Origin of the sequence: Niastella soli, assembly GCF_017742245.1 — a bacterium.
Lineage (GTDB): Bacteria > Bacteroidota > Bacteroidia > Chitinophagales > Chitinophagaceae > Niastella > Niastella soli.
Genome location: NZ_JAGHKO010000017.1, coordinates 288,484 through 303,565, shown reverse-complemented (window position 1 = coordinate 303,565; position 15,082 = coordinate 288,484). Strand labels below are relative to the sequence as shown.

The following is a 15,082-nucleotide window of genomic DNA, read 5'->3' as shown; positions in this document are numbered from 1 at the left end:
GGCAATTAATAACAAAAGTACTTAAACTTAAGACCTCTTCCTCCACTGGAGGGGCGGCCTACAAGACTTTAATACAATAAACTATGGCTAGAATTATTAAATCGGGTTTAATTCAAATGAGTTTGCCGAAATCGGAAGGGGAAGGAACTATTGAAGAGATCAAGGAAGCGATGGTGCAAAAGCATATTCCATATATTGAACGAGCCGGTGAGCAGGGCGTGCAGATACTTTGTTTGCAGGAGATCTTCAACACGCCGTATTTCTGTCCGGGCCAGGACAGGGCCTGGTATGAATCGGCTGAGACAGTGCCGGGGCCAACTACCGAACGCATGGCCGCTTATGCCAAAAAATATAACATGGTGATGATAGTGCCCGTGTATGAAAAAGAACAGGCGGGTGTGCTGTACAATACTGCTGCCGTGATAGATGCAGATGGCACCTTTCTGGGTAAGTATCGTAAGAATCATATTCCGCATACTTCCGGTTTTTGGGAGAAGTTCTTTTTTAAACCAGGTAATTTGGGGTATCCGGTGTTTCAAACCCGGTATGCAAAAATAGGTGTGTATATCTGTTATGACCGGCATTTTCCCGATGGTGCCCGGGTGCTGGGTTTGAATGGCGCAGAGATCGTTTACAATCCATCGGCCACTGTTGCCGGTTTATCACAATACCTGTGGAAGCTGGAACAACCGGCACATGCGGCTGCCAATGGATATTTCATGGGTTGTATAAACCGGGTGGGGCTGGAGAAACCCTGGAACCTGGGGAAATTTTATGGCTCTTCTTATTTTGTTGATCCGCGCGGACAAATATTTGCCCTTGCATCAGAAGATAAAGATGAATTATTAGTAGCCGAATTTGATCTGGATATGATAGAGGAAGTACGTAGCATTTGGCAGTTTTATAGAGACCGGCGGCCAGAGACATATGGAAAGCTTGTGGAATTGTAAAGTTTGAGTACCGAGCCTTCGACCCGTCGATCCTTCGACTCCGCTCAGGACACCCAGGGCAAGCCCGTTCAGCACCTGTAACATGAAACCTGTAACTTGAATCTTAGAGCATGCCTATAAAAAATAACCGGTTAACGGCTGAGGAATATGAACAAAACTTCAGCGATCTTCACCCGCCATTCGACAGCAGGGAATCGGCGCTGGTTGAAGCCAATCGTTGTTTGTTTTGTTATGACGCACCCTGTACCAAAAGTTGTCCTACCGAGATCAATATACCCAAGTTCATCAAGCAGATCAGTACAGACAATGTAAAAGGTTCGGCCCATACCATATTTGTTTCGAACATTATGGGCGCAGGTTGTTCCCGGGTATGCCCGGTTGAAAAATTATGTGAAGGTTCCTGTGTGTATAATTTGATGGAAGAAACTCCCATTTCAATTGCCCGTTTACAACGCTATGCTACTGAACAGGCGCTGCAAAAGAAATGGAAGTTGTTTGAACGCAAACCTGCTACCGGAAAAAAAGTGGCCATTGTGGGTGCTGGTCCGGCCGGGCTAAGTTGCGCCCATGTGTTAAGCAGGGAAGGCGTTGATGTAACTATCTATGAAAAGGAAAGCAAAGGCGGTGGGTTAATGACCTACGGCATTGCCGCCTATAAAGTAACGCCCCAATTTTGTGAAGAAGAGGTGAAATATATTACTTCTGTCGGTGGTATCAATATTAAATACAACCAGGAATTGGGTAAACATATTTCATTAGCTGAGTTACAACAAAGCTATGATGCGGTGTTCCTGGGTTTTGGGGTGGGGTTGGCGCGACAATTAAATATTCCGGGTGAAGAACTGGAAGGCGTGGTGGATGCTATCCGGTTTATTTATGATATCCGGGCCGATGCATTTCATACAGTACCTGTTGGTGATAAAGTGGTGGTGATTGGTATGGGCATGACGGCCATTGATGCGGCCACGCAGGCAAAAAGGCTGGGTGCCAAAGAAGTTACATTAGTGTATCGAAGAACACAATCCGAGATGCCCTGTACAGAAGCAGAACTGGACATTGCAAAATTAGATGGCTGCAGCATTATATGGCTGGCGGCACCAGCCATGATAAAAGGAGCGCATGGGAAAGCAACCCAATTGGTGTGCAACACCATGCAATTGGGCGAGCCTGATGCCAGTGGTCGTCGTTCACCGGTTGAGTCGGGAGAAACGTTTACCCTGGACGTGGATATGATCATAAAAGCTGCCGGACAAATCCCTTTTGTGGAATTAGTTAACAACAATCAGTTGAAGCATGCGCATGGAAAGGTTGTAACGCAAATGAACGGTTCTACCAATATTCCCGGTGTATTTGCGGGAGGTGATTGTGTGAATGGTGGAAAAGAAGTAGTGGATGCTGTTCAGGACGGAAAGTTGGGCGCAAGAGCGATCCTTGAATATTTAAATGTATAGTTATGGCCGACATATCAGCAAATTTTCTCGGTATAAAGTCTCCTAACCCCTTTTGGTTAGCAAGCGCCCCGCCTACTGATAAAAAGATCAATGTGCTGCGGGCATTTGAAGCCGGCTGGGGCGGTGTTGTTTGGAAGACACTGGGTAGCCAGGTAAAGAATGTTTCGAGCCGTTATTCTGCTGTAAACTATAATGGCAGTAAAGTAATGGGGCTGAATAATATTGAACTGATCAGTGATCGTCCGTTGGAACTGAACCTGCGCGAAATAAAAGAATGTATAAAGTTATTTCCCGACCGGGCCATGATCGTTTCGTTGATGGCTGACAATACCCGCGAGAAATGGCATGAACTTATAGCCCAGGTAGAAGATACCGGTGCACATGGACTGGAGTTGAACTTTGGTTGTCCGCATGGAATGACGGAACGGGGTATGGGCGCAGTGGTAGGGCAGGACCCGGAGATTGCAAGATTAGTAGTGGAGTGGGTGATGGAAAAGGCGACCATTCCGGTGATCACCAAGCTTACCCCCAATGTGCATTCAGTGGTTCCCAGCGGAAAGGCTTCAGTTGAAGCTGGTACGAATGCATTGTCTCTTATTAACACCATCCAATCAGTTACAGGCATCGATCTGGATACCTTTGTACCCAATCCATATGTAGCCGGTAAATCCGTTTTTGGCGGGTATTGCGGCCCGGCAGTAAAACCCATTGCACTCAAAATGCTTGCTACTATCAGTCAGGACCCGGTAACTTCAAAAGTGCCTGTTTCCGGTATTGGTGGCGTTAGTACCTGGAAAGATGCGGTGGAGTTTATGTTATTAGGTGCCACCACTGTACAGGTATGTACGGCGGTAATGAAACATGGATTTCGGATCGTAGAAGACATGTGCGAAGGATTAAATAACTGGATGGATGAAAAAGGATTTAAAACCATTGATGAGTTCATCGGTAAGTCGGTGCCGAAGCTTACGCAATGGGAAGAGCTGGATATTAATTACCATATCGTAGCCAATATAGATCAAAACAAATGCATCCACTGTGGCCTTTGTTATATTGCCTGTGAAGATGGATCGCATCAATCGATCAACCTGCAATATGGAAAACCTTATAATACATACACCATTAAAGAAGATGAATGTGTGGGTTGTAATTTATGTAAGTTGATTTGTCCGGTTGATGACTGCATAACTATGGTAGAACAAAGAAAGGGGCCTGAATACATAAATTGGAAGGAATTTCAGGAACGAGGTATGCCCTTGAACGATCATTGATCCTCCCCACTTACCCTGAATATTCTTGTCACGCGGTTAACTTTCTCTTTATTTTTTACCACAAAGTGGTATTGCCTTTTTTTTTATACAATGTACCTTCACTTCCGATCCGGCATCTCCCTAAGCCCCGTATTCCCCAGATGTAGATATTACAACCCGCCATCGCATGACAACCAGCTACAAGATATTATTCATGGTAGACCTGCTGAATGAGTATTACAATAATTTCCAATGCCGGGATTTTAGTATACTGGCTTCAGCGGAAACCACCCAGGTATTACAAGATCACCAGATGGTGTTTAAGATCATTGGAAATAAACTGGTGGTACTGGCGAAAGTTCAAACAGACGCAGAGAATGAAGATAAACTGATGATGCCAATAGCTTCGGATACCAGGTTTTTGTTTTACCTGAGTTTGAACGAGCCCTTGTTTACTACTGTCACCAATCTAAATGTTGACGGGCTGCGTTTGAACCACCGGTATTATTTCAGTAACCTGAACCAGAATAGATCAGGCGATTCCTTACACCTGAGCCGGCGGATAAAAGAGTATAAGCGTACGAACGCCTATAACCCCGGTGACCTGGTTGATGATGGTGATGGAATAATTTATGAATGTATACAAAAAACTTTTAGTGGCATCGATATAGGAGATCCGGCCTTTTGGTTTCATCGGGGACCAGTACAATATGTATCCTCGAACGACCTGGTGAATTGTATAGCCCGAAACAACCGTTTTCAAACAACAGCAGCCGCTAAAAAATTTACTATAGAGGTGTTTGGCCTGGATACATCAACTCACCAGTATACGCTGCCGATCCCAATCACTAAGAATAGGGTGCTAAGTGAAGTTGCAACAAAAGACGTATTGGTTGATCTGTCAGAATTGTTGCCCAGCCGTTATAAAGTTCAGATCAACACGGATGTGTTCGATGTGTTTGTAGATGATGCCATGATATCCCAGAACCTGTTTGGGGTTATTGAAATATTCAACTGTATACCGGCAGCCAGTGATTTTGCCCTGCTTGATAGTACAGGTAAAGTAAAAGATACACTGGTGGGTGGTAACCTGCAATGGCTACGGTATCAGGTCCGGTTTGCCAACCGGTTGGCGGGTGCTAGCACACAGATCGTTCAGCAGGAGCCAGATAACGTAGAACAGGAGATCAAAAGATATCATGATGAGCCCAACATGAAACCGGTAAATTTTCCACAGCTGTTTGTAGAAGCGTTTATTTATTTTCTGCAACATGGGCATCTGCCCTGGGGGAGCCCGGTCACTAATCACCATGTGTGGCAGGAAGAATTGGAAAACCTGTTGATCACCGGTTTTGATGAAAAGACAAAGGGAGAACTGGTGCAATTATTAAAACAGCCAGATGTACAACAGCGGATCTTATACCAGGTGCCGGATGAAGTGTTCATAAAGCTGATGGTGCAGATCAATGCAGGTATTGAAAAAGACATCACAAACCTCATTAACGATATCAAACACCTGGTAACCGATGCGGAGGAAAGAAAAACGGTGCTGATCTTGTTCCGCCAAAGTGTAATTACATTTATTTATGAAGTGAGCTCGCATCAATTTGCAGGACATGTGTATGCGCATTTTGTACATCAGTTGTCGGCCCAGGGTAATCTGAGGCATATTCAGATCAGAAAAGGAAAGCTTCGTAATACGGTATTAAAAAAGGCAATACCAGCAATGCGATGGAGAACAACTACAGATGACCGAAACGCTGAATACGAACACAAAGCGCTGTCTTATGAAACGAATAAAAACAAGATAAAACAAGAAGGCATCTATATACAAAATGCCGGACTTATTATAATAGCTCCCTTTTTACCGGTCTTTTTCAAAAAGCTGGGGTTATATGATGGCGTTGTTATCACCGATAAAAGCCGCGCCGTTTACGTGCTGCAATATATAGCCTCGGGAAGGATATGGGTCGCTGAGTTTGAATTGGGGCTGGCGAAGATCTTGTGTGGCATGGAATCAGATACACCGGTAGAGACTTATTTTCAATTGACCCATGAGGAGAAAACTGCCATCAATGATCTGTTACTTTCCACTATAGAATACTGGAGCATTTTAAAAGATACTTCACCAGATGGTTTGCAGCATACATTTCTACAACGGGCTGGTAAACTTCAGTTCATTAATAACGAATGGAAATTACAGATAGAACCCAAGGCCTGTGATGTATTGTTACAGCATTTCCCCTGGAACGTTAATATGATAAAGCTACCCTGGATGCCATTTATGTTGAAAATGGATGGCGTATACAAAGAATACCATAAGCAAGATATGTCGTTTTGATATACAGGATCTCTTATATGTGAATAAATAATTTTCCCATCTCACCAGTAGAATTATTGGCTCGTACTTGCTAAACAAGATAAATTAGTATGACTATTTTATCCGCGGGTTAATATCCGTAGACCTACCGTATTATTTTCATTTTGCCCAATTTGGTGTACCTCCTGTTTAAATAAGCTGCCTGAGCAACAAAGGCGGCAAGGATTTTTTTTGTTTTTACTGTGTGCTGCATTCAAGCGAGATGCATACGGTAGGCTGGTGTATTCACAATTCACGAAAACCAAACCTCATAACTATGAAACAGATCATTTACACTTTCATTTTTACCTGTCTTGTTCAAACTATAAGGGCGCAAACGCCACCGGCCACCTGGCAGGAACATTGGTTTGAACACAACCAATTGCTTAATCGTAAATTCTACGACAATGATGTGGCGGTTTATTACGATAACGACGTGAGCAGTTCCGTTACCTGGCCCTATACATATATGGGCGATGTGTGGCGGTATGTAAAAAATGTATACGGCTCATTCGGTAGCGATCCACACCTGTTTGCTATTTATCACACCAATAAATACAGTGGCGGTCATCCATCCACGTATTTCGATGCCAGTCATGACAACCGCAATGTGATCGATGTGGGCCCTGGCCCCTGGACAAGCGGTGGTACTGGTGGCGATCTTGATATCTCAACGCATGAAGTAGCGCATATTGTAGAAGGCGCCAGTAAGGGTGTGAAGGGATCACCTGCTTTTCCCATTTGGGGTGATAGCAAATGGGCGGAGATCTTTATTTATGATGTATACCTGGGTTTAGGAAAAAGCACTGAAGCTACCCGCTGGTATAATCAGATGCAGAACTCAACCGATAATTTCCCGGTAACCGGCACGCACTGGTTCCGCGATTGGTTCTATCCCATTTATCATAATTACGGTGGCACCCAGGTACTGAACCGATTCTTTACGCTGCTGGCGCAATATTTCCCCAAGAGTGGAAATAGTTATTCCCGTGATATGAACTGGGGCGAGTTCATTCATTTCTGGAGCGGGGCTGCCGGCGTAAGTCTTAAACCATTAGCTACAGCTGCTTTCGGTTGGACAACTACTTTTGAAACCCAGTTCAATCAGGCGCGTAATGATTTTCCTTTTGCGTATGGGACCGGAGTGGTGAGTGTGTACAAGCATTGTAATTATGGCGGCTACGTAACCACACTGGGCGTTGGCAATTATACCTTAAGTCAGCTACAGAATATGGGCGTATTGAATGATGATATCTCCTCGGTAAAAGTGAACAGCGGTTACCAGCTGCAGCTGTTTCAGAATGATAATTTCACGGGCACCTCCGTTACGCTTACGGCTGATGCCAGTTGCCTGGTGCCAAATAATTTCAACGATGTAACGTCGTCCCTGAAGGTAACTGCTACCAGTGTGGCTGCCGCAAGAGAAACAACTACGTTGCCGACTGATAGCCGGTTGGCCATTTATCCCAATCCTGTTGTAAATGAATTGCGATTCAATACCACGCAATCCATTACGGGAGCTACCCTTCGAATACTGGATGTGATGGGCAGGGAAGTGTTGAGTGGTCGCCTGGTCACTAACCACATCGATGTGTCGAAGCTTGCTGCCGGTGCGTATACGCTGGTCATCATTAATAAGGGAAATACGATTAGTCAAAAGTTCGTAAAAAGCCATTAAACCATGAAACAGTTTCTTGTCATATGCATTTTAATATGCCTTATACAAAACACCTTCGCTCAATCGGGCATCTATGGTGGCGGCCCGGTTTATAAAAACCGCAGTTATTCCATCAGCGAATTAAAAGGGTCTGGTTACACATGCGTAGTAGTATGGACCATTCACATTGATGCCAGCGGCAACCTGAATTTTAATGCCGAGTTCCCGCTGGTGCAAAACGGCTCTTATATTGGCGGTTCCACCTATCCCAATTTTGCCAGTGATATAGCTTCGCTAAAAACGGCGCCTACTACTATTAACCGGGTTGAGTTTTGTTTGAGCGCCTGGGGAAGCAGCACCTTTGCCAATATCAGGGACCTGATCAATGCACAGGGCACAGGTTCTACCAGTATACTGTATCGAAATTTTCAAGCGATCAGAAATGCCTTTCCAACAGTAGATGCTATAGGGTTTGATGATGAAAGCACCTATGATGTTAGTTCGGCTACTGCTTTTGCCGTTATGTTAGGTGGATTGGGATTCAAGGTATCGCTGGTGCCTTATACGGCTGCGTCCTTCTGGACAGGCGTTGCCACCAATACCAATAATCAACGACCCGGTACGGTTGACCGGGTAGATCTGCAGTGTTATTCCGGTGGTGCGGGTAACAATCCCTGTAACTGGAATTTTGGAAGTATTCCAGTATATGCTGGTCTGTGGGATGCGGAAAAAACAACCAGTCAGGTACAAAGTCAGTTAACAACCTGGAAGAATAGCTGCAATATAAAAGGAGGTTTTATGTGGTTGTATGATGATTTTGATAATACTACCGGTACGGAGGCATATGCAGCAGCCATTAACAATGCATTTAGCGGCGGGGGAAGCACAACCGTGGCCACTTTTTATAAGGATTGCAATTATGGGGGAAATGCGGTTGGTTTAGCCGCCGGCAGCTACACCTTAAGTAGCCTGCAAGCCAAGGGTATTGTAAACGATGATATTTCTTCCCTGCAAGTGCAGAGTGGTTATCGGGTCACCCTGTACTGGGATGATAATTATGGTGGTGCTACCCTGGTTAAAACCGCCAGTGATGCTTGTTTGGTGGACGACGGCTGGAACGATAAGGTCTCCTCTTTAGTAATAGCCGCAACGGCTGCAGCAACCGCGCGAACATCAATTACGGCTGCAACCGCAACTACCACCAATCTGCCTGGCCAGCAAGAGCTGAAACTGATTAATGCCCCTAATTTGGCCGGCATTCCTGTTCGCATATACGATATCACGGGCCGGCAGGTACTCCTGGTGCGGCCAATATCGAACCGGATCAACATTGCCTTGCTATCGCCGGGTGTGTATGTGCTGGTATATACCGTTCAGGGAGTTCAAAAGACACAACGGTTTATAAAATAAACCCATAACGCTGAAGCAGGAGGTGAAAGGTAGATGCAGGGGGATCCAAATTTTCGGGATCTTCTTACTTCCTACCTCTTACCTCTTGCTTTATGTATTTTATCCACCAATACAATTTTTTATTTATCTTGTCTATGTATTACCAGGTGGATATCATACATTACAATCATGGCGCCAATATCAAAAGGAAAATTCAACAACCGGCAGTGGCTTTTGATCCTGATCCTGTTTGCGATGATGTCGGTTATTTCGTTCTACATTTTTCAACATGCTTTTGCGTACCGGTATGTGCAGGTAGATGTATTGGTGGCCGCCACCAGCCTCACCCTTTTCTTCTTTTTTATATTACTGGTAACTATGCAGGGCTTTAAGGCCGTGGATATTTACGAAGAGCAGCTTACTGTAAAATGGCGTTTTGCTTCCCGCACAGTTGATAAGACCGAGATCACTGCTTATGGCATTACTACCCGCAAGCAGATCAATTATATCATAATAAAAACTACGGGTGATGATGTCGTATTACCTGAACTCCTGCTCAATAATCATGAGGAGCTGATCCATCAGTTACAGCGCTGGAAAGTAAAACAAAAGTTTGAACTGCCTATTACTCGGGATGCACGCTTCGAGAACCGCGGTACCGGGGTTATCCTGATGATCGTGGGGGCGTTCCTGTTCGGATTCACCATCAAGTCAGTTATTTCGCCAGAGTTTTCAGTTGACGGAAGCAAACTGATAACCTTAAGCGGCCAGCTCAGCATGGCGCCTGAGATCAAAATGCCCTCCAATAAAAATGCATATGGCTCCATTCAATTATACCTGATCGAATACCCGGGCATCAACTTTAACATCGATGCAGTAGGGTTTAATTCCATAAGCGCCAGACAACTACAGGGCGCCAGCCGGGGAACACCGGTAGAACTGTCTATTCTGAAGCATGAGTATGCCATTAAGATCAAGAAAACAGAAGCCCCGGGCTATTTTGAAACGCATTACCAGTGGGCAACCATATACACTTACAGCCTTACATTAAATGGCGACCCAATATTAACGGTAGATACCTACAATGAAAGCAAACACTCGCTGGACAACAGCAACAAAAAATGGAGTGTACTGATTGCCATTATAGCCATTTCCATGTTTATATATGGATTTATTTTATACCGGCAACGGCACCGGGTGCCTCTTACCTCTGCCGGTGTAAAACCAGTGACGAAACAGATCCCCGAAAAGGCATAAGATGCGCCAATACTGAACAGCCGTTGTATCGAAACCGGACAGGTTTTAATTGCCCGTACATGTAATAAATTGATATGCATATGCCCGCCATTCCGGCATTTTATTGGTGCTGCGGAATGTATAAATCACGGCTATGCTATTTAATTATATAAAGACTGCCTGTAGGCATTTATGGAAAAACAGAACTTTTTCTGCTATTAACATCGCCGGTCTTTCTATAAGCATTGCATGTGCCCTGTTCATATTGCTGCATATAAAAAATGAGCTCAGTTATGATAAGGGGTATTCCAAATCTGACCGAATATTCAGGATCACTTTAGAAAACACTGGTGAAGGGGAGCGGCACTGGGCGCCCATTTCATTTCCGGCTGGTGTGGAAATGAAACAATATTTTCCGCAGATAGAAAAGGTGGCGCGGTTTTACCGGCCTTATCCTTATCAGGTGTTTAGTTATTCGTCGGCGAAGGGGGCTGTAAACAGGTTTGAAGAAAAAGCCGGATTCTTTGCAGATGCGTCTGCCATCGAACTCTTCGATCTTACATTAATAAAAGGGAATGCGCAAACGGCGCTGTCTGAAACCAACAGCATTATTATTTCAGAGAAGCTGGCGAAAAAATATTTTGGTAATGAGGAGCCATTGGGGAAGATCATTCAGGAAGACCTGAATAAAGTACCCTTGAAAGTGACCGGTGTTATTAAGTCTTTTCCTTTTCCTACGCATTTGCAGTTTGATTACCTGCTTTCCATGCCTACCATTCACCGGTATATCGATGATCGATCGTTGGAAAACAAGACCTGGTCGGCTTTTTATACTTATGTACTGCTCAATGGAAAAAGTTCAAAAACTATCATTGAATCCAGGATGCCTGAATTTATACTGGGCTATTACAGATCAACAGGTGAAACCCCGCGCGCGATCCTTGGCTCCCGTAAACTGCATTTACAGCCTGTTAGCGCTATTCATCTGCATTCAAAACTGGAGAAGGAAATGTATGCGAACAGTGACATCAGGTATGTATATATTTTCTCAGTAGTGGCCATATTTATTCTACTGGTTGCAGCCGTTAATTTTATTAATATCTCAACTGCCCTGGCGTTTAACCGCATGAAGGAAATAGGCATGCGTAAAGTGGCCGGTGCTACCAAACAACAACTGATCAGACAGTTCTTAGGCGAATCGTTCTTAACAACAATGCTCTCAACGGTGGTGGCCTTGTGTCTTGTTAAAACGGCAATGCCTTTGTATGCCTGGCTTACATCCAGGGACATGCAGTTCAATGAACTGCTCACCTGGTCTAATTTGACTGTGCTGGTATTGCTTATACTATGTTGCAGTCTTTTGGCCGGGGTTTATCCTGCCTGGTTTGTTGCGAGATTTAACCCCATTAATGCGTTGAAAGGAAAAAAGAACAACCGCTTCTCTTTAAATTTTGTTCGGAAGGGATTGATCGTTTTTCAGTTTGCCGTTTCTGTATTTATGATCTTTAGCACCATCATCGTTTACAAACAATTGCAGTTCTTTCATAATAAAGACATGGGGTTCGATAAAGAACAGGTAGTGGCCGTTACCATGTATGGTCCTATGTGGCGACATTTCGGCGCACTGATCAATGATATAAAAAAGAACCCGGCTATCAGTCATTATTCTGTTGTGTCTACCTTACCAGGTGACCGGTTCAGTATGCAGCCATTTTATCCGGTTACCGCAAACAAAGATGATGACCAGCCTTCCTGTAGAATTATGCAGGCAGATGAGCGGTTATTGCCTACTTTACAAATCGGGTTAAAAGACGGCCGCAATTTCTTTAACCAGTTTCCTGAGATAAAGCATTCGGAGTTTATTATCAATGAAGCTGCTGCAAAAGCCTTCAGGTTGAAGAATGCTGTTGGGGAAAAATTTATATTGGACAGGGATACCGGGGAAGTGGTGGGTATTATTAAAGATTTCAATTTTGCGTCCCTGCATTCGGCGATTGAGCCACTTGTAATAAAGTATGATCCATTCCAGGCTAATTATTTGCTTGTAAAAGTGCAACCCCATGAAATGCAAGCTACCCTGAAATTCCTGGAAGCTGACATCAAATCGCTTTTGCCTGAAAGCAATTTCACTTATACGTTTATTGATGAAAAGATGAACCGGTTGTATGAGGCTGAAAATCAGCTGAGCCGGGTGTTTAAGGTGTTTGCGGCGTTTGTTATTTTCATAGCCTGTCTTGGTTTATTTGGCCTTTCTGCCTACAGCACTCAATTACGTACCCGCGAAGTAGGGATTCGAAAAGTGCTTGGCGCTTCTGTATCGAACCTGACAATATTGCTCTTAAAAGATTTTATACTGCTGGTGTTGGGCGGCATGGTGATTGCCTGGCCTTTTGGTTGGTGGGCCATGAACCAGTGGCTCGATGGGTTTGCCTATCGCATTCACATCGATGGCTGGGTATTTACCCTTTCGGGTGTGTTGTCGGTAACAGGTGCATTGGCAACCGTTAGTTACCAGGCAATCAAAGCGGCTTTATTAAATCCGGCACTAAGTATTAAAGCTGAATGAGATTTTATTGTTTTTAATTAACCTCTTGGCATCAGATGTTCAGGCAATGGAATCTCATGGCTTAGTGAATCCGGAATGGGATCACGGCGGCTGGTTTCAATGGGAATAATGCCCGACCAGATTGGCAATGGTTTATCTTCTTCCTCATCATTTGGCATTCCACTGCGTGTTTTGGCAGAAGCTTCATCAATGTCGAACGCCAAAACCGTTGTTTTACGCACCTCATTTTCCTTCATTGGTCTAAGATAATCCCAACTGTTGGGCACAATTTTATTGGTGAGCCATTCCAGGACATTCCATTTCATGGAAGGCTCTTCCATTTTTTCACCCTGGGAAAACAGGACTACCGAACGGTAATTCACTGAATGGGAGAACGCTGATTTCGCTACTACCAATGCATCGATCAGGGTTACCGAAATACAAACCGGTACCCCTTTTTCCAGTTCCCAAATAAAATGGCTGCCTACAGATCCATGGATGTACAATTTATTTTCGCGTCGCACAAAAGCGGTGGGAATGCTGAATGGTTTGTTTTCAAATACATAACTTATTGTGCAGAAAAGCGCTTCGTCTAAAATGGAGTAGATCGTTTCTTTGTCGTAAGAAGCCCGTTTAGCAGAACGGCTAGGAATAAGATGTGACTGTGGAGCCATGTTTGGTTGAGTTTTTTACAAAATTGTACCTTTATTGGATGGGTGTAATCATCCGGTTTATTTAAAGTCAGTAGTCCACTTTTATATGCAGGCACTTTCAACCCTTATTTCGATCCAAAAAGACAGCGCGCAACCTGTGTACCTTCAGATTGCCAATCAGTTAATGATCTTTATTAAAGATGGTAATTTACAGGCCGGCCACCGCCTGCCCAGTACCCGGCAAATGGCTGACTGGTTACAGGTGCACCGAAAAACGGTGATCCAGGCTTATGATGAATTACTGGCGCAAGGCTGGCTCGAAAGCCGTACCGGAAGCGGCACCTATGTTGCCAAGCATTTACCGGAAATACATCCACGTAGTTTATTGAACGGTTCTACCAAAAGTTTTAACCCGGCGCATACCGCAGGCTTTGAATTTGAAGTCAAGCCCCACCTGGATAGACCAATCGTTTGGTCAAAACATAAATTTCACCTCGACGATGGTTTTCCCGATTCCCGGCTGGCGCCGCTGGAGGAACTGGCGCGGGCATACAGAAGTCAATTGCTTACGGGTAATCCCTATGTGCGGTTAGGATATGGCGATACCATGGGGGCGTTATGGCTGCGGCAGGTGCTGGCAGATTATTTAAACGATACCCGTGGATTAAAGATCACGCCTGAAAACGTGTTGATCACCCGGGGAACGGTAATGGGACTGTATCTTTCCTGTACAGCCTTTTTGAAACCAGGAGATAATGTGGTAGTAGGGGAGCTGAACTACAACGGCGCCAACATGAATTTTTTACAAAGCGGCGCGAACCTGTTAAAAATACCGGTTGATGAAAATGGTATTGTGGTAGACGCGCTGGCAGCCATTTGCCGCAAACAAAAAGTGCGCATGGTGTACATTACTTCACATCATTTTTACCCAACCACCAGCGCCTTACGGGCCGACCGGCGTATTGAACTACTTCGGCTGGCAGAGCAATATGGTTTTATCATTTTTGAAGATGACTATGATTACGATTTTCATTACCTGAGCAAACCACTGTTGCCTTTAGCCAGTGCCGATAAGGCCGGCATGGTGATCTATTGCGGTTCTTTTACAAAAACAATTTCCCCGGCATTCCGGGTAGGATATGTGGTAGCCTCAGAAAATGTGATCCGCCATCTGGCTATGTTGCGGCGCATTGTAGACCGGCAGGGCGATATTCTGCTGGAGAATGCCATTGCCGAGTTGTTGCAGAATGGTATTATACAAAGATACCTGCGCAAATCGGTGCGTACTTACCGCCAACGGCGTGATGTGTTTTGTGAGTTGTTGAAGACGCACCTGAGTGATCATATACAATTTCAGGTGCCGGTGGGCGGGATGGCCGTTTGGACGCATTTCGACCCGGCCATTAATTTAAACGTCCTTACCCAGAAGGCGCTGCAATATGAATTGTATTTTTCTACAGGGTTTAGAAATGAAGAGGGGAAGGCCGTGTTAAATGCCACCCGCTTGGGTTTTGCTTCTTCTACTCCGGAAGAACTGGAATGTTGTGTTGAGATTCTACGGAAAATATTAAAGGCTTAAAAAAGCAAGTGGG

General features: G+C 44.6%; 10 protein-coding genes. 9 read left to right on the top strand and 1 reads right to left on the bottom strand.

The window, feature by feature from the left end; genetic code table 11:
• The first annotated feature begins 83 nt into the window (after positions 1-83).
• From J7I42_RS32115 to J7I42_RS32080, 8 genes are all read left to right on the top strand, one after another.
• Positions 84-950, top strand: coding sequence for a nitrilase-related carbon-nitrogen hydrolase (locus tag J7I42_RS32115; protein ID WP_209144075.1), 867 nt, complete (start codon positions 84-86; stop codon positions 948-950).
• Positions 951-1,060: 110 nt separating this feature from the next.
• Complete coding sequence (locus J7I42_RS32110) at positions 1,061-2,401, top strand: NAD(P)-dependent oxidoreductase (protein WP_209144073.1); 1,341 nt, start codon at positions 1,061-1,063, stop codon at positions 2,399-2,401.
• Positions 2,402-2,403: 2 nt separating this feature from the next.
• Positions 2,404-3,672: an NAD-dependent dihydropyrimidine dehydrogenase subunit PreA gene (preA, locus tag J7I42_RS32105; RefSeq protein WP_209144071.1), complete on the top strand. Its 1,269-nt coding sequence runs from the start codon at positions 2,404-2,406 to the stop codon at positions 3,670-3,672.
• Between the two features lie 166 nt (positions 3,673-3,838).
• On the top strand, positions 3,839-5,992 hold the full coding sequence (locus J7I42_RS32100; protein WP_209144069.1) for a contractile injection system tape measure protein: 2,154 nt from the start codon (positions 3,839-3,841) through the stop codon (positions 5,990-5,992).
• Positions 5,993-6,287: 295 nt separating this feature from the next.
• Positions 6,288-7,688 carry a T9SS type A sorting domain-containing protein gene (locus J7I42_RS32095; RefSeq protein ID WP_209144067.1) on the top strand — a complete coding sequence of 467 codons (1,401 nt, stop codon included), beginning with the start codon at positions 6,288-6,290 and terminating at the stop codon, positions 7,686-7,688.
• Between the two features lie 3 nt (positions 7,689-7,691).
• Positions 7,692-9,077 carry a T9SS type A sorting domain-containing protein gene (locus J7I42_RS32090; protein ID WP_209144065.1) on the top strand — a complete coding sequence of 462 codons (1,386 nt, stop codon included), beginning with the start codon at positions 7,692-7,694 and terminating at the stop codon, positions 9,075-9,077.
• A 168-nt stretch (positions 9,078-9,245) separates the two neighbouring features.
• A complete protein-coding gene (locus J7I42_RS32085; protein WP_209144063.1) occupies positions 9,246-10,313 on the top strand; it encodes a hypothetical protein in 1,068 nt (355 codons plus the stop codon).
• Between the two features lie 133 nt (positions 10,314-10,446).
• Positions 10,447-12,858 (top strand): ABC transporter permease, encoded by a 2,412-nt coding sequence (locus J7I42_RS32080; RefSeq protein ID WP_209144061.1) that lies wholly within the window; start codon positions 10,447-10,449, stop codon positions 12,856-12,858.
• Positions 12,859-12,875: 17 nt separating this feature from the next.
• On the opposite strand, the gene J7I42_RS32075 is transcribed toward J7I42_RS32080, so the two are convergent.
• Positions 12,876-13,511, bottom strand: coding sequence for a pyridoxamine 5'-phosphate oxidase family protein (locus J7I42_RS32075; protein ID WP_209144059.1), 636 nt, complete (start codon positions 13,509-13,511; stop codon positions 12,876-12,878).
• Positions 13,512-13,596: 85 nt separating this feature from the next.
• Between J7I42_RS32075 and J7I42_RS32070 the strand changes: the two genes are divergently transcribed.
• Positions 13,597-15,069, top strand: a complete 1,473-nt coding sequence (locus J7I42_RS32070; protein WP_209144057.1) for an aminotransferase-like domain-containing protein — start codon at positions 13,597-13,599, stop codon at positions 15,067-15,069.
• The last annotated feature ends 13 nt before the right edge of the window (positions 15,070-15,082 follow it).

Excerpts from the sequence above, each read along its gene's own strand:
- J7I42_RS32115 (WP_209144075.1), top strand. The coding sequence starts at position 84 with ATGGCTAGAATTATTAAATCGGGTTTAATTCAAATGAGTTTGCCGAAA.
- J7I42_RS32110 (WP_209144073.1), top strand. The coding sequence starts at position 1,061 with ATGCCTATAAAAAATAACCGGTTAACGGCTGAGGAATATGAACAAAAC.
- preA (WP_209144071.1), top strand. The coding sequence starts at position 2,404 with ATGGCCGACATATCAGCAAATTTTCTCGGTATAAAGTCTCCTAACCCC.
- J7I42_RS32100 (WP_209144069.1), top strand. The coding sequence starts at position 3,839 with ATGACAACCAGCTACAAGATATTATTCATGGTAGACCTGCTGAATGAG.
- J7I42_RS32095 (WP_209144067.1), top strand. The coding sequence starts at position 6,288 with ATGAAACAGATCATTTACACTTTCATTTTTACCTGTCTTGTTCAAACT.
- J7I42_RS32090 (WP_209144065.1), top strand. The coding sequence starts at position 7,692 with ATGAAACAGTTTCTTGTCATATGCATTTTAATATGCCTTATACAAAAC.
- J7I42_RS32085 (WP_209144063.1), top strand. The coding sequence starts at position 9,246 with ATGGCGCCAATATCAAAAGGAAAATTCAACAACCGGCAGTGGCTTTTG.
- J7I42_RS32080 (WP_209144061.1), top strand. The coding sequence starts at position 10,447 with ATGCTATTTAATTATATAAAGACTGCCTGTAGGCATTTATGGAAAAAC.
- J7I42_RS32075 (WP_209144059.1), bottom strand. The coding sequence starts at position 13,511 with ATGGCTCCACAGTCACATCTTATTCCTAGCCGTTCTGCTAAACGGGCT.
- J7I42_RS32070 (WP_209144057.1), top strand. The coding sequence starts at position 13,597 with ATGCAGGCACTTTCAACCCTTATTTCGATCCAAAAAGACAGCGCGCAA.